Origin of the sequence: Corynebacterium sp. HMSC11D10 (assembly GCF_001806995.1) — a bacterium.
Taxonomy (GTDB): Bacteria; Actinomycetota; Actinomycetes; order Mycobacteriales; family Mycobacteriaceae; genus Corynebacterium; species Corynebacterium coyleae.
Genome location: NZ_KV787083.1, coordinates 1 through 19793, shown reverse-complemented (window position 1 = coordinate 19793; position 19793 = coordinate 1). Strand labels below are relative to the sequence as shown.

Annotated in this window: 19 protein-coding genes and 1 tRNA gene; 11 read left to right on the top strand and 9 right to left on the bottom strand. The window is 63.7% G+C overall.

Annotated elements, in window-relative coordinates:
- Positions 1-8 precede the first annotated feature (8 nt).
- Genes HMPREF3120_RS10040 through HMPREF3120_RS10030 form a run of 3 tightly spaced genes read left to right on the top strand, consistent with a single transcriptional unit; the run spans position 9 to position 789 of the window.
- Positions 9-200, top strand: coding sequence for a DUF4244 domain-containing protein (locus HMPREF3120_RS10040; protein WP_070421541.1), 192 nt, complete (start codon positions 9-11; stop codon positions 198-200).
- Positions 200-469 carry a hypothetical protein gene (locus tag HMPREF3120_RS10035; protein ID WP_070452979.1) on the top strand — a complete coding sequence of 90 codons (270 nt, stop codon included), beginning with the start codon at positions 200-202 and terminating at the stop codon, positions 467-469. Before HMPREF3120_RS10040 ends, HMPREF3120_RS10035 begins: the two co-directional genes overlap by 1 nt.
- Positions 469-789, top strand: a complete 321-nt coding sequence (locus HMPREF3120_RS10030; protein ID WP_070421539.1) for an Rv3654c family TadE-like protein — start codon at positions 469-471, stop codon at positions 787-789. The genes HMPREF3120_RS10035 and HMPREF3120_RS10030 overlap by 1 nt, the downstream gene beginning before the upstream one ends.
- A gap of 11 nt (positions 790-800) precedes the next feature.
- Here HMPREF3120_RS10030 and HMPREF3120_RS10025 read toward each other — a convergent pair whose 3' ends face one another.
- Positions 801-3134, bottom strand: a complete 2334-nt coding sequence (locus HMPREF3120_RS10025) for a DEAD/DEAH box helicase (RefSeq protein ID WP_070452977.1) — start codon at positions 3132-3134, stop codon at positions 801-803.
- A 184-nt stretch (positions 3135-3318) separates the two neighbouring features.
- On the opposite strand from HMPREF3120_RS10025, the gene HMPREF3120_RS10020 reads away from it, so the two are divergent.
- Positions 3319-3522, top strand: coding sequence for a cold-shock protein (locus HMPREF3120_RS10020; protein ID WP_070421537.1), 204 nt, complete (start codon positions 3319-3321; stop codon positions 3520-3522).
- A 51-nt stretch (positions 3523-3573) separates the two neighbouring features.
- Here HMPREF3120_RS10020 and HMPREF3120_RS10015 read toward each other — a convergent pair whose 3' ends face one another.
- Positions 3574-4200: a DedA family protein gene (locus tag HMPREF3120_RS10015; RefSeq protein ID WP_070452974.1), complete on the bottom strand. Its 627-nt coding sequence runs from the start codon at positions 4198-4200 to the stop codon at positions 3574-3576.
- 165 nt (positions 4201-4365) lie between these two features.
- Here HMPREF3120_RS10015 and topA point away from each other — a divergent pair, with 165 nt between their 5' ends.
- Positions 4366-7230 (top strand): type I DNA topoisomerase, encoded by a 2865-nt coding sequence (gene topA / locus HMPREF3120_RS10010; protein ID WP_070452971.1) that lies wholly within the window; start codon positions 4366-4368, stop codon positions 7228-7230.
- Between the two features lie 64 nt (positions 7231-7294).
- Positions 7295-8413, top strand: coding sequence for an HNH endonuclease signature motif containing protein (locus HMPREF3120_RS10005; protein WP_070452968.1), 1119 nt, complete (start codon positions 7295-7297; stop codon positions 8411-8413).
- 113 nt (positions 8414-8526) lie between these two features.
- Here HMPREF3120_RS10005 and HMPREF3120_RS10000 read toward each other — a convergent pair whose 3' ends face one another.
- Positions 8527-10050 (bottom strand): adenylate/guanylate cyclase domain-containing protein, encoded by a 1524-nt coding sequence (locus HMPREF3120_RS10000; protein ID WP_070452965.1) that lies wholly within the window; start codon positions 10048-10050, stop codon positions 8527-8529.
- 37 nt (positions 10051-10087) lie between these two features.
- Here HMPREF3120_RS10000 and HMPREF3120_RS09995 point away from each other — a divergent pair, with 37 nt between their 5' ends.
- Positions 10088-11302, top strand: coding sequence for a DNA polymerase III subunit delta' (locus HMPREF3120_RS09995; RefSeq protein ID WP_070614365.1), 1215 nt, complete (start codon positions 10088-10090; stop codon positions 11300-11302).
- A 65-nt stretch (positions 11303-11367) separates the two neighbouring features.
- A tRNA-Thr gene (locus tag HMPREF3120_RS09990) sits at positions 11368-11440 on the top strand.
- A gap of 242 nt (positions 11441-11682) precedes the next feature.
- Here the strand turns inward: HMPREF3120_RS09990 and HMPREF3120_RS09985 are convergent.
- The gene (locus HMPREF3120_RS09985; protein ID WP_070452958.1) at positions 11683-13284 is read right to left on the bottom strand and encodes an AMP-binding protein; all 1602 of its coding nucleotides are present in this window, start codon (positions 13282-13284) and stop codon (positions 11683-11685) included.
- A gap of 51 nt (positions 13285-13335) precedes the next feature.
- On the opposite strand from HMPREF3120_RS09985, the gene HMPREF3120_RS09980 reads away from it, so the two are divergent.
- From HMPREF3120_RS09980 to HMPREF3120_RS09970, 3 genes are read left to right on the top strand one after another with little or no spacing between them, the layout of a single operon-like run.
- On the top strand, positions 13336-14160 hold the full coding sequence (locus HMPREF3120_RS09980; protein WP_070452955.1) for a GDSL-type esterase/lipase family protein: 825 nt from the start codon (positions 13336-13338) through the stop codon (positions 14158-14160).
- A gap of 11 nt (positions 14161-14171) precedes the next feature.
- Complete coding sequence (locus HMPREF3120_RS09975; protein ID WP_070452953.1) at positions 14172-15269, top strand: S-(hydroxymethyl)mycothiol dehydrogenase; 1098 nt, start codon at positions 14172-14174, stop codon at positions 15267-15269.
- The gene (locus HMPREF3120_RS09970; RefSeq protein ID WP_070452951.1) at positions 15270-15890 is read left to right on the top strand and encodes an MBL fold metallo-hydrolase; all 621 of its coding nucleotides are present in this window, start codon (positions 15270-15272) and stop codon (positions 15888-15890) included.
- Here the strand turns inward: HMPREF3120_RS09970 and HMPREF3120_RS09965 are convergent.
- The 5 genes from HMPREF3120_RS09965 to HMPREF3120_RS11845 all read right to left on the bottom strand — a co-directional run.
- On the bottom strand, positions 15887-16222 hold the full coding sequence (locus HMPREF3120_RS09965) for a DUF2304 domain-containing protein (protein WP_070452944.1): 336 nt from the start codon (positions 16220-16222) through the stop codon (positions 15887-15889). The two genes, HMPREF3120_RS09970 and HMPREF3120_RS09965, sit on opposite strands and share 4 nt — an antisense overlap.
- Positions 16219-16908: a glycosyltransferase family 2 protein gene (locus tag HMPREF3120_RS09960; RefSeq protein ID WP_070452942.1), complete on the bottom strand. Its 690-nt coding sequence runs from the start codon at positions 16906-16908 to the stop codon at positions 16219-16221. The genes HMPREF3120_RS09965 and HMPREF3120_RS09960 overlap by 4 nt, the downstream gene beginning before the upstream one ends.
- A gap of 14 nt (positions 16909-16922) precedes the next feature.
- The gene (locus HMPREF3120_RS09955; protein WP_070452938.1) at positions 16923-17720 is read right to left on the bottom strand and encodes a glycosyltransferase; all 798 of its coding nucleotides are present in this window, start codon (positions 17718-17720) and stop codon (positions 16923-16925) included.
- Entirely contained in the window at positions 17720-18586 is an 867-nt protein-coding gene (rfbA, locus tag HMPREF3120_RS09950; protein WP_070452935.1) for a glucose-1-phosphate thymidylyltransferase RfbA, read from the bottom strand. The genes HMPREF3120_RS09955 and rfbA overlap by 1 nt, the downstream gene beginning before the upstream one ends.
- A 378-nt stretch (positions 18587-18964) precedes the next feature.
- Positions 18965-19793, bottom strand: an 829-nt coding sequence (locus tag HMPREF3120_RS11845) for an ATP-binding protein (RefSeq protein ID WP_305764020.1), incomplete at its 5' end; no start/stop codon positions are given.

Below are 19793 nucleotides of genomic sequence, written 5' to 3'. Positions count from 1 at the left end.
GAACAATCATGACTCGCATTTCCACCTTCTTCATCCAGCGTTTGCGTAACGACGCCGGAATGTCGACCATCGAATATGCTTTCGGTTCGTTGGCGGCTGCCGCCCTTGCTGGAGTATTGTATCTCGTGGTCAACGGCGACGGGGTCGTTTCCGCGATCGAAAATGTGATCACCAGCGCGCTGACCAACACGCCGGGCTGATGACCACGATTGAAACGGCGCTTTCGCTGGCCACGCTCGTGGTGGTTACGGCTGCGATCGTGGGTGGCATTGCCACGATGTCCGCCTACATCGCTGCCGTGGACATTGCCGGTGCCGCCGCCCGGGCGCACGCGATGGGCGTGGATTACACCCCGCCGCGCGGCGAGGTGAGCATGCACGAGTCCGCAGGCCTGGCCACCGTTACCGCCGCCGTACCCGCCCCGATTGGCACCATGCGCGCCACCGCGGTCTTCCCCGTGGAGTTCTAATGCGCAGATTGCTTATCGACGACACCGGCTCCGCCACCGTCACCACCACAGGCATCATCACCGCAGTGGTCTCCTTGGCCCTTGCGGTGGTGGTCACCGGGGCCCGCACCGCCGACGCACACCGCGCTCGCGTGGCCGCGGACCTTTCCGCCGTCGCCGCAGCCACCGCGCTGTACCGTGGCGCCGATGCCTGCACCTGGGGCAACGCCACCGCCAACCACAACGGCGCTGAGGTCACCTCGTGCGAGTTCGTCGAAGGCGACGTCATCGTGGCCGTGCGGCTGCGCCACGCCGAAGCGACCGCCCGCGCCGGGCCGTAATGGCTAGCCGGTCAGCCAGTCATGCTCACCAGCGCGCCGAGCAACTTCAGTGCGGCGTGCTTATCCAGTGGCTGGTTGCCGTTGCCGCACTTCGGCGACTGCACGCAGGACGGGCAGCCGTCCTTACAGCCGCAGGACCGCACCGTTTCGTAGGTCGCGGCGATCCACTCGTGGAAGCGGGCAAAGCCCTCGTCGGCAAAGCCTGCGCCGCCGGGGTGGCCGTCGTAGACAAACACCGTGGGCAGCATCGTGTCCTGGTGCAACGCCGTGGACACGCCGCCGATGTCCCACCGGTCGCACGTGGCCAACAGCGGCAGCAGGCCGATCGCGGCGTGTTCCGCAGCGTGCAGCGCGCCGGGGATCTCGCCAGCCGTAATACCCAGTTTGTCCAGCACCATCGGGTCGATCGTGTACGCCACCGCGCGGGTGACTAGGCGCTGCTCGGGCAGGTCGAGGGGGATGTGTTCGGAGACGGTGCCGTCGGCAAGCCGGACGACATAGCCGGTGACACGGTCGATGACCTCCACGTCCACACTGGCCACCCACAGTCCCGGCGAAGGGTTTTCCAGATCTGTCGGCTCGCCAAGGATCGTGATGTCGGTCGTGGAGCGCGCCTGCGTGGAGTAATCCGGCCGCTCCGGCGCCACCAACGCCACGTAATCGTCCAGGTCTAGCGACTGCACCACAAAGTATTCGCCCTGGTGGATGTACACCGCGCCGTCGTGCACCTGGCTCATCGCACGCCCCGCATCTACGGTGCCCAACAGCCGCCCGTCGGTCACATCGACGATCATGACTTCCTCACCCACGCCTCCGCGAATGCTTACCGACGCATGCGCCGTCTCCGGCGTCACCTCCCCCTCCAACTGCGGTACCGCAAACCAGCCCTGCGGACGGCGGCGCAGCAACCCCTCGGCGGTCAGGTCGTTGACCACGTCGGTGGCGTTGAAGGCGGCGACGTCGTCGTCGCTAAGCGGACGCTCCACCGCTGCGCAGTACATGTGCCCGCGCAGGATGTAGGGGTTGGCCGGGTTGAACACGCTATTTTCCACCGGCCGGCCAAGCAGCGCCTCGGGGTGGTGGACCAGGTACGTATCCATCGGCTCGTCGCGCGCCACCATCACCACCACGGAGCCCTGGCCGCGCCGGCCCGCGCGCCCGGCCTGCTGGCGAAACGACGCCACCGTGCCCGGAAACCCCGCCATGACCACCGCGTCCAGGCCCCCGACGTCGATGCCAAGCTCAAGCGCGTTCGTCGTGGCCACGCCAAGCAGATCGCCGTTATCCAGACGCTGCTCGAGGGCGCGGCGATCCTCCGCGAGGTAGCCGGCGCGGTAGGAGGCGACGCGTTCGGCGAAATCGGCCCGGCCCGCCACCACCAGATCCTCCTGGGCCCGCATGGCCACCGTCTCCGCGGCGCGGCGCGAGCGCACAAACGTCAACGTGCGCGCACCCTGCAGCAGCAACGTCGACATGATCGACGCCGCCTCCGTCGTCGCCGGGTACCGGACCGGCGCGCCGTTTTCGCCCTCGGCGCCCTCGATGAACCCCGGCTCCCACAACGCGATGGTGCGCTCGCCAGTGGGTGCTGCATCCTCCGTCACCGCCACCACGTCGCGCCCGCACAACCGCGACGCCTGGCCCGCAGGATCCGCCGCGGTCGCCGAGGCGAAAATCAGCGTCGGCTCAGACCCGTACGCCTTCGCAATACGCAGCAACCTGCGCAACACCAACGACACGTTCGCCCCGAACACACCCCGGTAGGTGTGGCACTCGTCCACCACCACATACTTCAAATGGCGCAGCAGCCTCGCCCAACGCTCATGCGCCCCCAAAAGGCTTGCGTGCAGCATGTCCGGGTTCGTAAACACGTAGCGGGTGTGCTCCCGGATACCCGTCCGCGACTCCTGCGGCGTATCCCCGTCATACGGCGCCGGGTGTACCGACGACAGCGCCGCATTCCCCCGCGTCATGGCAAGCGTTGCCTGCAACTGGTCCGAACCCAACGCCTTCGTCGGCGTCAGATACATCGCGAACGCCTTCGGATCCGCCGCCAACGCGGACAGCACCGGCAACTGATAGCCCAACGACTTTCCCGACGACGTCCCCGTCGCCACCACCACATCCCGGCCCGCCCACGCCAACTCCGCGCACTGGGTTTGGTGGGCGTAGGGGAGGGTGACGGCGTCGTCGATAAGCATCTGCTTCAACCCCGGCTCCACCCACTCGGGCCACTGTCCAAACACCGCGAGACGAGCCGGCTCATGCTCCACATGCGTCACCGTCGCAGCAGGGAAACGCTGCGCAAGCACCGAAACGAGCTCATCGCCAAAACCAGAAACCATGATGGTGAGCCACTTTAGCCGGGCCAAAGCAGTGCCCCCGACAACAAATCGTGGCAGACTGGGCAACGGTCACAGATTTTGTGTGCGCCTCATCAGGTGCTCGCGAGGATTGTGCACGCGGGCACCAGGACCAAACAGGCCCTGGTGGACGACAAAAACATGCAACATTTTGAAAGGTTTCACCATGGCAACCGGAACTGTTAAATGGTTCAACGCCGAAAAGGGCTTCGGCTTCATCGCACCCGACGACGGCTCCGCCGACGTCTTCGTCCACTACTCCGAAATTCAGGGTTCCGGCTTCCGCACCCTCGAAGAAAACCAGCAGGTCGAGTTCGAGGTCGGTGAAGGCGCCAAGGGCCCACAGGCCCAGCAGGTTCGCGCCCTCTAAAACAGCGCGAATCCCCCGGACGGTACACCCGCCCGGGGGAAATTTTTATGCCTACACCGCACTAATTCCGCGGCGAATATCAGAACGCTCGAAGATCTGGTTCTGCAGCTTCTGAATCACAAACCCCACAAGGGAACCCAACACCACACCCAGCACCATGCCCAGAAGCGGGTACTGCTGCAGGAGCGTGCCACCCAAATACCCCATGCCGACACTCAAACACGCCCACAGGATCACGCCGATGGTGTCGAAAAAGAAGAACTTAAACCAGTTGTAACGCACCGACCCCAGCACAATCGTGGCCACCCAACGCGCCCACGGGAGGAAACGCGCAACAATAATCATCGCGCCCGCACCCCGGTTCATGTTGGCCCGCACCCACGTAATCGCCTGGCCAGCCTTCGAATCCGGATCCAACCTATCCACCCGGTGAATCAACTTCGCGCCGAGAGCGAAACAAATATTGTCGCCAACAATCGCGCCGATAATCGCCGCGAAGATCACACCCCACACATTTGGCACACCACGCGACGCGGAAAACGCACCAGCCAGATTCAACACGGTTTCAGACGGCACCACCGGCGCCAACGCATCCGAAACGATCAGCAACACAACGAGTGGGTAAAAGATCGGCAACCCCATCAACGTATGCAAAAACTCAATGAGCGAATCGACCACGCTGCGTCCTCCTTTCCACCCCAACAACTCCGCGCCAGGGCACCAACGCAGTGTAATGCCAGGGGCGAGAAAATCCCCCGTCCGTATAACCATGTGCTAGTTGTCTGATAAGAATGAGGAAGTTTTACCGCTCATACGCTTAGTGGGAATCGAGGAAAGGTCAGCGTGACTGCAAACGGCAAGACTCTCGTGATCGTGGAGTCCGCGACAAAGGCGAAGAAGATACAGAAGTATCTCGGCGACGATTACATCGTGGAAGCATCGGTGGGCCACATCCGTGACCTGCCGGGCCGCGCCGCCGACATCCCCGCGAAGTACAAAAACGAGCCGTGGGCAAAACTCGGCGTCAACCCGGAGAAGGGCTTCGACCCGATCTACGTCGTGTCCGCTGACAAGAAAAAGAAGGTCACCGACCTGCGCGCCAAGCTCAAGCAGGCCGACAAACTCCTGCTGGCAACAGACCCGGACCGCGAAGGCGAAGCGATCGCGTGGCACCTGCTTGAAACCCTTAAGCCGAAGGTGCCGGTAGAGCGCATGGTGTTCAACGAGATCACCGAATCTGCCATCCGCGAAGCCGCCGAAAACACGCGCGAGCTCGACATGGATCTTGTCGACGCCCAAGAGACCCGCCGCATCCTCGACCGCCTCTACGGCTACGAAGTTTCCCCCGTGCTGTGGAAGAAAGTCATGCCGCGACTGTCCGCCGGCCGCGTCCAATCCGTGGCCACCCGCGTCATCGTCGAGCGCGAACGCGAGCGCATGGCGTTCATCGCCGCCGAATACTGGGATTTGGTTGCTTCGCTCGCCCACTCCTCCGAAGAATTTGACGCCAAGCTCGTCTCCCTCGACGGCAAGCGCATCGCTCAGGGCCGCGACTTCAATGATCGGGGAGAGTTGGTGTCGGATGCGGTGGTCGTCGATAAGCAAAAAGCGCATTCGCTTGTCGACGACCTCGGCACCGCACCGATGCACGTCACCGCAGTGGAAGAAAAGCCCTACACCCGCAAGCCGTACGCGCCGTTCATGACCTCGACGCTGCAGCAAGAAGCCGGCCGCAAACTCCACTTCACCTCCGCGCGCACCATGCGCATCGCGCAACGACTGTACGAAAACGGCCACATCACCTACATGCGTACAGACTCCACCTCCCTGTCCAAGCAGGGCCTCGACGCTGCACGCGCCGCAGCACGCGAGCTCTACGGTGCCGACTACGTCTCCGCCAAGCCGCGCGTCTACGACCGCAAGGTGAAAAACTCCCAGGAAGCCCACGAGGCGATCCGCCCCGCCGGCGAACGCTTCGCCACCCCCGGGCAGCTGGCGGGCGCGCTGGACGCCGAAGAGTTCAAGCTCTACGAACTGATCTGGCAGCGCACCGTCGCCTCCCAAATGGAAGACGCACGCGGCAACTCCACCAAGATCACCATCGCCGCCGACGCCGCCGGTGAGGCTTGCGAGTTCACTGCAACCGGCCGCACCGTCACCTTCCCCGGCTGGCTGCGCGCCTACGCCGACCGCCAGTCCAACGAAACCCGCCTGCCGCAACTGGCCAAGGGCGACGAACTGACCACCAAGTCCGTCACCGCCGACGGCCACACCACCAACCCACCTGCGCGCTACAACGAAGCGTCGCTGGTGAAGAAGATGGAAGAACTCGGCATCGGCCGCCCGTCCACCTACGCGTCGATCATTAAGACGATCCAGGACCGCGGCTACGTCGTCGTCCGCGGCAACGCACTCGTGCCGTCCTGGGTGGCGTTCTCCGTCGTCGGGCTGTTGGAAAACAACTTCGACGCACTCGTCGACTACGACTTCACCTCCTCCATGGAAGACGAACTCGACGAAATCGCCCACGGCAACCAAGACCGCACCAAGTGGCTCACCGGCTTCTACTTCGGCGACGCCGACGCCCGCGAGTCCATGGCGCAAGCCCTCGCACGCCGCGGCGGGCTGAAGCACATGATCGAGAACAACCTCGAATCCATCGACGCGCGCGCCGCGAACTCGCTGACACTTTTCGACGACGCCGAAGGCCGCCCCGTCGTCGTCCGCGTCGGCCGCTACGGCCCCTACATCGAGCGCGTCGTTGGCGAGAAGGACGGCGAGCCCGAATACCAGCGCGCCAACCTGCCCGAATCCGCAACCCCGGACGAAATCACACTCGAGATGGCCGAGAAGCTCTTCGCCACCCCGCAGTCCGGCCGCGAACTGGGGGAGAACCCCGCCAATGGGCGTGTGGTCGTCGCAAAGGAAGGGCGCTTCGGGCCTTACGTCACCGAGCTTGTGCGTGCCGACGAACGCGCCACCGCCGAAGCCCGCGCCGAAGAAATCATCGCCGCTGAGCGCGCCGAAGAGGACAAACAGCGCGCCGAAGAAGGCAAACGCGCCAAGAACTGGGAAACCAAAACCGCCGCCGCTCAAAAAGAAAAGCGCATGGCGCAGCTGGTCGACGAGCAGCTAAAGCCCGCCACCGCCTCCCTGTTCGCGTCGATGGAACCGGCGACGGTCACGCTCGAGGAAGCACTGAAACTGCTGTCGCTGCCGCGCGAAGTCGGCGTCGACCCCGCCGACGGCGAAGTCATCACCGCCCAAAACGGCCGCTACGGCCCATACCTGAAGAAGGGCAGCGACTCGCGCTCGCTCGCGTCCGAGGACCAGATCTTCTCCATCACCTTGGAAGAAGCCCGCCGCATCTACGCCGAACCGAAACGCCGCGGACGCGCCGCCGCCAAGCCACCACTGAAGATGCTTGGCGACAACGACGTCTCCGGCAAACCCATGACCGTCAAAGACGGCCGCTTCGGCCCATACGTCACCGACGGCGAAACCAACGCGTCCCTCCAACGCGGCGACACGCCAGAGACGATGACGGACCAGCGCGCCAACGAACTGCTCTCCGCGCGCCGCGCCCGTGAAGCCGAAGACGGCGGCAAGAAAGCCACCAAGAAAAAGGCGACAAAGAAGAAGGCAACCAAGCGCGTGACCAAGCCGAAGCAGACCACAAAACGCGTGGTCAAAGCTCGCAAGCGCTAGGGATTGCACAATATAGTGGACAATTCCTTTACAAGGGTTGTGCTGTGCGCTTAGCGTGCATGGCATGACATTTAGCGAGATTCTCGAGGCCCTGGCGCACGCCGACATCAGCGTGCTCGCCGGTTTCGACGAGTCCGCGCCCGCCTTCGCCGCCCTCGATCCCGCCCTGAAACGCAAGTGGGCGCAGGCGCACGCCACCTACTTCGGCGCGACGAAGTTCACCCGCAAGCAGGCCGACGCGCGCCGCTTGGCCGCCGGGATGCCGCTCGACCAGATCTGCCTGCTTGAGCGCAAACTTGCCGCCGTCGCCGACCTTGCCGAGCGCTGGCGGCTCCGTCTCGAACTGTTGCGCTTCCGGGGCTCCTACAAAGCGCTGTCGCGGCGTATCGACGACACCATCACCGCCCCGAAACCCACCCCCAAGAAGCAGTGCCGCTTCTCCAAATCACGCTCCGGGATGCGCAACATGTCGCTGACCTACTCCGAGCGTGACATCGCCGATTTGGAGCACCTGCTGCGTTCGCTCATCGACCCGTCGCTGCCCGCCGCCGAGCAAATGGCCGACGCGCTTGTGAGCCTGCTGCGCGGCGCTGGCGGTGCTGGGGGTGCTGATGGTGTCGGCGGGGTTGGCGCCGGCGCTGGGATTGCTGGTGTCGGTATGCCCTACGCCGCCCCGCGCCCCATCATCCTGGTGCCGCTGCCGGAGTGGACCCGCATCCAGTCCGGCCACGGCGAAGAAGTTCAACTCATTCTTACCGACGGCACCACCATGACCGGCGCCGAATTCCTCGCCCGCGAGTTCGGCGCCGACCTGGAGGTTGCCGCGTTCCACCCTGCAGAGGGGGCGGTGAACCTCTACCGGGCGAAGCGCTTTGCTAACGACAAGCAGCGCACGTTGGCGTCGATGATGTCGCCGACCTGCCCGGTACCCGGCTGCCGTCACGGAGCCGATCACTGCGAAATCCACCACATCACCGCCTGGCGGCACGGCGGGGAAACCAACCTGGCCAACCTCGTGCCCCTGTGCAGTTACCACAACGGCACCAATGACGACGACCCGTGGATCGTCAGACGAGGCCGAATATGCATCCGCGACGGCATCCCAGTGTGGGTGTCACCCAACGGATACGAAGTGCCGAACGACACCCCCGGAGCCATGCAGCTCCTGTTCGGAAACAACTGACCGGGCGCGAGTTCGCGCGCCCGCAGGCCGGAGTCCTGCCGCGCTGCGCTGGGCCGGGGCTGCTGCCGCGCCGCGCTGCACTGGGGCCGCGCTGGGCTGGCGCCGGGGAAGCCCTAGGAGCGGTCCGCCATGGTGGAGCGCACCGGGCGCGCCAACTGCGTCATCTTGTTACGCCCGCGCAACTCCACCGACTTCATCAGCGTCCAGCGCTGCTGCTCAACCTCGTTCGCCGCGCGCAGGGTCGCGGCGTTGGTCAGCACCATGCCCGGGGTGTCCTTGGCAAGGTCGGTGAGGCGGGCGGCGCCGTTGACGGCGTCGCCGATCACGGTGTACTCGAAACGATCCTTGCCACCGATGTGGCCGGCAACCACATGCCCAGAGGCGACACCGATGCCGGCCTTCAGTTCGAAGCCTTCCAGGCCGCGCTGGATTTCGCGGGCGGCTTGGAGGGCGTGCGAGGCGGCGTCGTGAAGCGAAACTGGCGCTCCGAACACCGCAAGCGCCGCATCGCCCTGGAACTTATTAATCACGCCCTTGTTGCGGTGCACCACCTCAACCACAACCTCAAAGAACTCGTTGAGCGCCTCCACGACCTCCTCCGGGGTGTGCTGGACGGTGTAGGTGGTGGAGCCGACGACGTCGATAAACAGCACCGCGACCCGGCGTTCCTCGCCGCCGAGCTGCGGGCGCTCCTCAAGCGCCTTCTGTGCGACCTCAGCACCGACGTACTTGGCAAACACGTCGCGAACACGCTGGCGGTCCTGCAGACCCCGCATCATCTCGTTAAAGCCGGCTTGGAGGACACCGATCTCGGAGCCGTCGTAAATGTCCACCTGCGTATCGCCCTCACCGCGGCGCACACGGTTGATGGCGACCTGCAGCTCCTTAATCGGATCAACGACGATCACCGTCGCAAACGACGTCCCCACAAACCCCGTGAAAATACCTGCTGCGATCAGCGCCACGATCGCCGCCGTCATCTCACCCGGGGTGTCCCGGAAGTAGCCGACGCGCTGCGCCACAGCCAGCAGCAGCACCCCGACCATCGGCACGGCGGAGGTGGTGAACCACGTCAGCATCAACCGAGACGCGATCGGCGGCTGGAGCGTCGAATCCTCGAACCGCCGCGCCAGCGCCGACGCCGCAATCGGACGCACGAGACGCTCCGCCTGCAGATACGTGAGCACCGACACCACAAAACACGTCAGGATGGTGGTGGCGAGGACGACGATGCCCAGGGGGACGTCGACAAGCAACGTGCGCACCGTGACAATCGCAATGCCCAACCCCCACACCGCAACAACGATGATCGTCTGCAACACCGGCAAACGCATCACCAAATGCCGCACCATGTTCGGGTCATGATCATCCGGGCGCCGCTGCCACTCCAACACAGGCCGGAACAGGAAAAACGTGACGATCACACCGAGCGCAACAGCAATCGCTGCATACAACACCCCGATAAACCCAAGCTGGCCGTTGAGACCTAACTCGTTGACGGCATCCATCGGGATGAGGAAGCGCACGAACAACATGCAGCCCACGGCGCCGAGCAGGTTGGTGCCCAGCACCGTCGCGGCATAGAGAGGCCACGACGTGCCCCAAAGCCACTGCAGCTCGCGCCAGATACGTTCCATGGTCTATCACCTTAGCGCGCGGGTACTCTGGTCACCTGTGACTACCCGCAGCGTTAGTGAGCGTTTGGCTGGCACCCCGGCGGTGCGCGACATCATATTGTCGGCGGCTGCCACGGCGAGGGGGCAGGGGGATGCGTATGCGATGACGCATGCGTGGTTGTTTACGGGCCCTCCGGGTTCGGGGCGGTCGAATGCGGCGTTGGCGTTTGCGGCGGCGTTGATGTGTGAGAACCCGGACGAGATTGGGTGTGGGCGGTGTAAGGGGTGTCGTGATGCGTTGTCGGGGTCGCATACGGATTTGGTGCATGTGGTGCCGCATACGTCGACGATCAAGGTGGATTTTGTGCGTGATGAGATCGTCGCAAAGGCAGCTCGCTTACCGACGGTCGCCCCCTGGCGCGTTGTCATCATCGAAAACGCGGACCGCCTGGCCACGTCGATCACCACCGCGCCGGCTGACGCGCTGTTGAAGACGGTGGAGGAGCCGCCGGAGCGCACCGTGATCATCATGTGTGCGCCGTCGACGGATCCGCAGGACTTTTCGCAGACACTGCGTTCGCGCTGCCGGCATGTGTATGTGCCGTCGCCGTCGGAGGATGAGTTGGTGCGCATTCTCGTCGAGGAGGAGGGGGCGTCGGAGCATGATGCGCGCCTGGCGGCGGTGTCGTCGCTACGCCATATTGGCCGGGCGCGGTTGTTGGTGCGTTCGGAGGCGATTCAGCAGCGTCGCGCGATGGCGATCAACTTGGCCGAGTTGGTGTTTCACGGCCCGCAGGCGTTTCAGGCGGTGGGGTCGTTGCTGAAGGCGGCGGAGAAGGAGGCCATCGAGGCGCATAAAGCTGACGACGAAGCCGAGCGCGCCAAGCTCGAAAACGCCCTCGGCATGGGTGCGAAGGGGAAGGGGGCGGCGAAGGCGCTGCGGTCGGTGGCGTCGTCGGTGCGTCAGTTGGAAGAGGAGCAGAAGCGTCGTGGCACGCGCCGCAAGCGCGACATGCTGGACCTCGTGTTGGTGGACCTGGCGGGGGTGTACCGGGATGCGATGGTGGTGCAGTCGGGCGCCGAGGTTGGTCTGACGCACCCGGACTTTGAGGGGCTCGCGCGTGAGATTGCCGGCCAGGTGTCGGCGGAGGGGCTCGTGGAGTGCCTCGAGGCGATCGGGCAGTGCCGCGAGCGCCTGGACCAGAACGTGACTCCGGCGGTGGCGTTCAACGGCATGATTGGCCGTATAAGGCTGGCGTGCAACGTGTCTTAACCTGCGGGTTTCGCAGGTTGCGCCCGCTAGGTTAAGCTGTCTTCCCGGTGCAGCATTGCTGCCCGGCCACCTTAGCTCAGTCGGCAGAGCGTCTCACTCGTAATGAGAAGGTCGCGAGTTCGATTCTCGCAGGTGGCTCACCCAAAAGCCCAGGTAAAACGGTGTTTTACCTGGGCTTTCTTTTCGTTTCCCGCGCGCCGGGTTGTCGCTTAACCCACATTGCACAGCTCGGGATACAAAGGGTCTGGCCCTAGGTGCACAAAGACCCCGCACTAGGCGGGGTCTCCGGCAATGTGGAGTTGCACACGACGTGCAATCTCTACGCTTCGAACAGTAATGGAAAGCCATTGGTTGGCACAAGAGGGGCGAGCCTGGGTGGCTCAATTTTTTTGCCCTAGCCCGGGCAGGAAGCGCGGTACGACTTTGCCGACGGCGTTGCGCGGCAGCTTATCGACGAAGTGCACGTCCCGGGGGATCGAGTGATCGGCCAAGCGTGAGCGCACCCAGTCGCGGACGGCTTCCTCGGTGATTTCGGCGGTTTTGACGACCCAGACGGCGATGCGTTTGAAGGTGTCGTCGTCGTCGACGCCGTGGGCGTAGACCTCGCCGATGCCGGGCATGTCTTCGAGGACTTCCACCACGGATTGGGGGTGGACGTTTTCGCCGCCGACGATGATCATGTCGTCGCTACGCGATTGCACGTGGAGGTAGCCGTCGGCGTCGATGTAGCCGAGGTCGCCCATTTCGATGAGCCCGTCGATTTCGACGGTGGGGGTGTTCGGGTTGGTGTAGCCGCGCAGTGCGGTTTCGTTGTGGAGGAAGATGCGGCCGGTTTGGCCGGTGGGGGCTTCGCGGCCGTTGTCGTCGTAAATTTTGAGAACGGTGCCTGGCGCAATTTTGCCGACGGTGGTGGGGTCGGCCTGCATTTGTTCGGGGGATGCGGCGGCGGCGAGGGCGAGTTCGGTGGAGCCGTAGATGTTGGCCAGGATGGGGCCGAAGCGTTCGGTGGTGTTGCGCAGTAGCGACGGGGTGACGGCGTTGCCGGCGGTGGCGAGGTAGCGCAGCGACGAGGTGTCGTAGTTTTCGTCGAGGTCCAGCATGTGTTTGAAGAAGATCGGCGAGGAGATGAGGCCGTCGCAGCGGAATGCTTCGATTTGGCGGAAGCAGTTTTCGGGGTCGAATTCGCGTTGCGTCACGATGGTGGAGCGGGTCGCCAGCGCGACTTGCAGGGCAGACCAGCCCCAGGTGTGGAAGATGGAGGCGGTGAGTTGGATGGTGTCGCCGGCGCGCCAGGGGATTGCTTCGAGGTATCCGGCGACCACGAATGGCAGGCGTGGTTCGGGGCGCACGATGCCTTTGGGGATGCCGGTGGTGCCGGAGCTCATCAGGACGAGGTTGCCGTGTTTGGGCCAGAGGGGCAGTCGCTTATCGACGACCCCTTTCACCACCACGTCCTCATACGCGCGCACCACGGGTATGTGGGGGATGTCGTTGGGGATGCGGTCGGCGAACTCGTCGTCGATGAAGAGGATGTTGATGTCGTTTTCGGCGATGATGCCGCGCAGTTGCTCGGTGGAGGAGCCGATGTTGAGTAGGAAGATGTGGCCTCCGGTGTAGCCCTTGGCGCCAAGCGGCAGGACGATGCCGCGGCCGTTGCGGGCCATGACGCCGATGCGTAGTTCGTCGAGGCCGCGCTCTTCTTTCTGGGCCAGCAGCCACTTGGCTACGGTGCGGGAGTCTTCGCGCAGTTGGCGGTAGGTCAGCGCCCCGGTGTCGTCGATAAGAGCGAGGCGATCGGGCACTGCTGCGGCGCCTTGTTCGATTTCGCGGGCGGTGGTGAACCAGTAGCGCGCGAGATTCGGGATGAGTGCGAGCGCTGCGCGGGGGCCGCCTTCGGCGCTGATGATGCCGGCGCGTGTAACGGCGGGCACGAATCGCGCGAAAGACTTCAGTAAGAACAGCGGACGATGGGTGGGACGCATGAGGATAATGTAGCCTACCGATACGTAAGTGTCTCGCGTGAAAGGATTTTCGTGTCTGTTTTCCGACGTCTCGCAGCCGCCTTTGTGGCCGCTGCCGCCCTCGTCGCCCCACTGACCCCGGCCGCCCACGCGCAGGAGCGCAACATGGTCATCTTCGGCGACTCCGTTATTTCCGACCCCAACATGGGCCAGTGGGCCGCCGGCAAACTCGGCCTCGACCCGCGCGGGCGCTCCGACAACGGCAGCTGGTGCCCGACCTCCGCCACGAACTGGGGCAAGCGCTCCGCCGCTAAACTTGGCCTGCCTGCGCGTGACTACTCCTGCACCGGCGTGGTCACCATTTCGAAGGGGCCGGGCTTCTTCCAGCAGGTTGACCGCGCCATCGCGGACCGCGGCCTGTCGCCAGCAACCGCACGCGTGATCATCTCCGTCGGGTTCAACGACACATACAACAACAATTCGCGCCCCGACGCCGACATCCGCCGCGACTTCACCCGCTACATGGTTCCGCAGATCAACCGCATCCGCGCCGCCGCCCCGAACGCGCGCATCCAGATCGTCGGCTACCCGAAGGTCACTGCCGGCGACCGCGTGTGCCTGTTCCACATCGCCCCGAATGCCTCCGATTGGACGCGCTTCCAGGAAGTTCAGCGTTGGGAGAACCTCGCCCAGTGGATGCAGGTCGACGCCGCTCGCGCCGCCCGCGTCGAATTCCTAGACCTGAAACCGTCCACGATGAACAACAACATGTGCGCCCCGGATAACCAGCGCATGTGGGCTGGCCTGGTCGATTTCTACGGCGGCCCGGGCAACCTGCCGATCCACGTGAACCAGCGTGGCCACGAGCACGTGGCAAATATCATCGCCCGCTCCTAGTCTGGGAGGGCATGACACAGACTGTTCAAGGAGTAATCGCCCGTTCCAAGGGCGCGCCCGTCGAGGTTGTGGACATTGTGATCCCCGACCCCGGCCCAAACGATGTTGTGGTCAAGGTTCAGGCCACCGGTGTGTGCCACACGGACCTTGCCTACCGCGACGGTGATATTGCAGACGAGTTCCCGTTCCTGCTCGGCCACGAAACGGCTGGCGTCGTGGAGACGGTCGGCTCGGATGTCACCCACGTCGAGCCCGGCGACTTCGTGGTGTTGAACTGGCGCGCAGTCTGCGGCGAGTGCCGCGCCTGCCGCAAGGGGGACACGAAGAACTGCTTCAACACCCACAACGCGTCCCAGCGCATGACGCTTGACGACGACACCCCGCTCACCCCAGCCTTAGGCATCGGCTCCTTCGCCGAGAAGACCCTCGTGCACGAGAAGCAGTGCACCAAGGTGGATCCGGAAGCCGACCCGGCCGCGGCGGGCCTGCTCGGCTGCGGCATCATGGCCGGCCTGGGTGCCGCCGTGAACACCGGTGAGGTGCAGCGTGGCGAGTCCGTCGTCGTGTTCGGCCTCGGTGGTGTTGGTCTTGCGGCCGTGGCGGGTGCTGCGTTGGCGGGGGCGTCGACGGTGGTGGCGGTGGACGTCGATAAGCGTAAGTGCGATGCCGCGACCGAGAAGTTCGGCGCAACCCACGCCATCTGCTCCAAGGACATGAGCGAAGACGACGTCATCGAGGCCGTGCGCGAACTCACCGGCGGCTTCGGCGCCGACGTCGCCATCGACGCCGTAGGCATCCAACCCACCTGGCGCCAGGCGTTCTACTCCCGCGACCTCGCCGGCCGCATGGTCATGGTCGGCGTGCCCAACCAGACCGACCACGTGGACATCCCCGCGATCGACCTGTACGCCCGCGGCGGCTCCATCAAGCCGGCCTGGTACGGCGACTGCCTGCCGGAGCGCGACTTCCCCACGTACGTTGAGCTGTACAAGCAGGGACGGTTCCCGCTCGGCGAGTTCGTCTCCGAACGCATCGGCGCCGGGGACATCGAGGAATCGTTTGAAAAGATGAAGCGCGGCGACGTGCTGCGAAGCGTGGTGGAGTTCTAAATGCGTATCGACAACGTCATCACATCCGGCCTGTTCAAACTCGACGGCGGCGAATGGGAGGTGGACAACAACGTCTGGATCGTCGGCGACGACTCCGAGGTTTACATCATCGACGCCGCCCACAACGCCCAGGCCATCGCTGATGCGGTGGGCAACCGTCGCGTGAAGGGCATCCTGGCCACCCACGGCCACTCCGACCACATCGACGCCGCCCCCGAACTGTCCCGCCTCGTGAACGCCCCGGTGTACCTGCATCCCACCGACGGGTTCCTCTGGCAGCGCGAGAACCCAGGCGCGCACTACCGCCCGCTTCTCGACGGCGCCACCTTCGACATCGCCGGCACCGAACTACGCGTCATGTCCACCCCCGGCCACTCGCCGGGCTCCGTGGTCATCTACGCCGAGGAAGCCGGCGAACTGTTCTCCGGCGACACCTTGTTCCAGGGCGGCCCGGGGGCGACGGGACGATCGTTCTCGTCCTTCGACACGATCATCCACTCCCTGCAGAAGTCCGTTTTGGAACTGCCGCCGGAGACGGTTGTGCGCACCGGCCACGGTGATCACACCACGATTGGCGACGAAGCCCCGCACCTGGAGGAGTGGATCCGCCGCGGGTTCTAATCGCGTTCGGGCGCCTCGGCGTTCTGCAGCGCTACCGCTCGGGCGAGGCGCGCGTAGCGCAGTTCCTGTTCGCGGAAGCGGGTCCAGGTGGAGATCGTCGTAAAGAAAAATGCGATGACCAGCAGATAAAGCATGAGGTCCGTGCCGCGGTCCACGCCGAGCCAGTTGGCCAGCACGGTCACGTCATCGGGGCGGACGATCGCCCACACGGCGGCGAGGATCATCAGCACGAAGCCCAACTTCACCCACGCCTTCGCGTTCGCCTTGCGGCGGTTAGCGAAGAAGAACCACGCCAGCGCCACAATGGCCAGCAGCAACAACGCCTGAATCATGGCAGCCTCCTCGCCACGAGCCCATCCGCGAGGATGTTCACCCCGTTGATCAACGATTGCCCCTTGGACATGGAGTATTCGGTGTAGAGAATATCCACCGGCTCCTCGTCGACGCGCCAGCCGAACTTCTCGATCATGGTGACGATCTCCGAAGCGTGCGACATCCCATTCATGCGGATGTTCATCTCGTCGGCGACCTTCTTGTTAAACGCGCGCAGCCCGTTGTGCGCATCCGTCAGGCCGAGTTTGCGGGTGCGCGGCGACAGCATCACCACCGTTTTCAGCACGACGCGCTTAATCCACGGCACCTGCGAGTTGTCTTGGCCCGCAAACCGCGTACCGACGACAATATCCAGCGGCTCCGTCCGCAACCGCTCAACCATGCGCGCCACGTCCTTGACCTGGTGCTGGCCGTCGGCGTCGAAGGTGACAAAGTACTTCGCGCCGGGCTGCGCACGGGCGTACTCCACGCCGGTCTGGATCGCTGCACCTTGGCCGAGGTTCACCGGGTGGTTGACCAGGTGGGCGCCGGCGGCGCGGATTTGTTCGGCGGAGTTGTCGTGGGATCCGTCGTTGACGGCGACGATATTGGGGAAGGTTTCGCGGGCGTGGCTGAGCACGTCGAAAATGACCGTGCCCTCGTTGTAACAAGGCACGATCAGCCAAGTGTCTGAAAATCCGGTCATGTCGCTTAAAGAGGTTACTCGCCGCGGTGGAAGAGCACGGAGTAGACGCGCTTAGTTAGCCCGATGGGCAGGGCGCGGTACAGGTTGCGCACGGCGAGGTTCGCCAGCGCGCGTGGCCGCGAGATCAGCCCGTATTCGACGAGGTTGGCCTGCATGGTGCGCTCGGCGCGTCGGGTGTCGGCGCTGGCGCGGCGTCGCAGCTGGTCGTCGGTGACGCGGAAGTAGGTCAGTGGCTCGTCGAGGTTGGCCAGGGTGTGTCCGGCGGCGATGAGGCGCGCCCACAGGTCGTAGTCCTCCATGAACGGCACGTGCTGGTAGCCGCCGACGGCGTTGACGGCGTCGGTGCGGAAGGTGACCGCGGGGTGGTTGAGCGGGGAGTTGATTTTCACGTACGCGTTCGGATCCCGCGGCAGTGCGCGGATGGTGCCGCGGTCGCCGGGGGTGTGTTCGAACTCTTCCATGGCGCTGCCGAGTGCGGCCACGTCCGGGTGCGCCTCCAGGTACGCGAGCTGTTTGGCGAAGCGCTCCGGTTTGGCGGCGTCGTCGGAGTCGATGCGTGCGGTGTAGGTGGCGTTGATCGTCGCTAAGCCTGCGTTGAGCGCCCGGCCTAGGCCGACGTTTTCGGGTAGCTCGACCACGCGAGCGCCATGCTTTGCGACGACCCCACGCACCGCCCCAGACACCTCCCCGTCAAAGACCACCACAACCTCGTCGGCGGGGCGCGTCTGGGCGTCGAGGGAGTTCAGCGTGAGTTCGAGTTCGTCAGCGTCGGTGGCGTGGTAGACGCTCATGAGGGCGGAAAGGGTGGGCATTAGGCCTCCTCGGCGGCGTCGATAAGGTAGCGGCCGTAGCCGGATTTGAGCACGGCCTCGCCGAGCGCGCGCAGCTGGGCGGCGTCGATGAAGCCTTCACGGTAGGCGGCGACCTCCGGCGAACCGATGACGGTGCCGGTGCGTTTTTGCAGCACTTCGACGTAGGAGCTGGCCTCGCTCATCGAATCGATCGTGCCGGTATCCAGCCACACATCCCCGCGGTGCAGGCGGTGCACCTTCAGGTCGCCGCGCTTGAGGTAGGCCTCGTTGACCGAGGTGATTTCCAACTCGCCGCGCGCCGAGGGAGTGATGTTCTTGGCGATCTCCACCACGTCGTTGTCGTAGAAATACAACCCCACGACCGCGAAGTTCGACTTCGGTTGTTGCGGTTTCTCCTCGATGGACAGGGCGGTGCCGTCCGCGTCGAAATCCACCACGCCGTAGCGCTGCGGGTCCGCCACCTCGTAGGCGAAGATCGCCCCGCCCTCAATCTCACGTACCTGGCCGAGTGCTTCCAGGATGCCGGCGCCGTCGAAGATGTTGTCGCCAAGCACCAGGGCGACGGCGTCGTCGCCAATGAAATCTTCGCCGATCAGAAACGCTTGGGCGAGGCCTTCCGGCTTCGGCTGTTCGGCGTAGTGGAGCATGATGCCGAGGTGGGAGCCGTCGCCAAGCAAACGCTCGAAATTCGCGCGATCCTCCGGCGTCGTAATGATCAGAATCTCCCGAATGCCCGCGCTGATCAGCGTGGAGAGCGGGTAGTAGATCATCGGCTTGTCGTAAATCGGCATCAACTGCTTCGAGATGCCCTGTGTAATCGGGTACAGCCGCGTACCCGATCCGCCCGCCAGAATGATGCCTTTCATAGACCCGAAGTCTAGTGGGCAGCCAACTTCCCACTAACTTCCCATGTTGGTAAGTAGTTGGGAAGTTGATTGGGAAGCTCTACTTCGTAAGCCGGTACCGCTGTTTCGGGCTTCGAGAAGGCTCAGTGCGTTCAACTCGCCCTTCTTCCATCAGCTGATTCAAAGCCAACTGGATTGCGCTGCGGCTTCTCCCCGTTGCATTTCTTAGTTCAGTGCTTGACCAGGAATGTTGTTCATCGAAAAGTCGGAGAACCTGTTGGTAAGCCGTTTCATGAGTTTCTTCAGCAGCGACTTTCCTCTTATGAAAAGTCACAGAGAAATGCGTGAGAGGATTACTGAAAACAGGAGGCGGCATAAGCGCATCAGCGGTCGCTCGTGTCATCGTCGCGATACCCGTACCTCTATTTTCAGCGACGAGACCCCCGTCATCGAAATGAAGGTCTTCCAAAAAGTTGCTAGCTGTTGGTTTCTCGTAGAAGACGCACCAGGGGTTCCCAAATTCTCCTTAGTAACACCGCCGTAAAGTCCGCCAGGATTAGATATGACTAGCCTGTCCACGAACATGTCGATCTGTACTGGTGTGCCGAGTGCAGTCGGGGAATAATCGCGATGCATAAGTGCGTTGACGAGTGCCTCGCGAACTGCGATTTGAGGATAGTCCGGTAAATCTCGGCGGAAAACTCCTTCTATAAGACCAGCAGTTCGCATATTTTTCTCAACTAGGCGGACACCTTCGTCTACCAGCTCGGGGATAGGGCCTCTAAGTCGCGCACTATCCAGCAGTCGAATTCCTTCTCCTACCTCGCCTTTTTCGGCACCTGGATAGAGGGCGAAAGTGACTGTCAGTCGTGGATAGAATTCTTGAGGAAAGTCGCCCATTGCTAACAGTGCTGCGAAGGTAGGGGAGTCGCCTTGGAGCACTTGAAGCCGTCGGAGCGCGATGTCTTCCCCGTCCTTAAAGGTCTTCGGACGTGAATTGCGTTGTTGCTGAAGGTAGGACCGAAGAATATTTTCATCTAAGTCGGTTAAGCGTGCTTCTTCGACGGGAGTGCGATCCCAGCGTGGTTGGTGGCTTTCCTCGCGCAATCGATCCACTTCATACGCGGTAAGGCGATGTTCGCTTTCGCCTAAACGGATATAGCTGCCACCGTAGGGTCCACGTGCGGTGATATAGGTCAAGTCCCGTGAAGTGGTGTAGCCGTTTGTG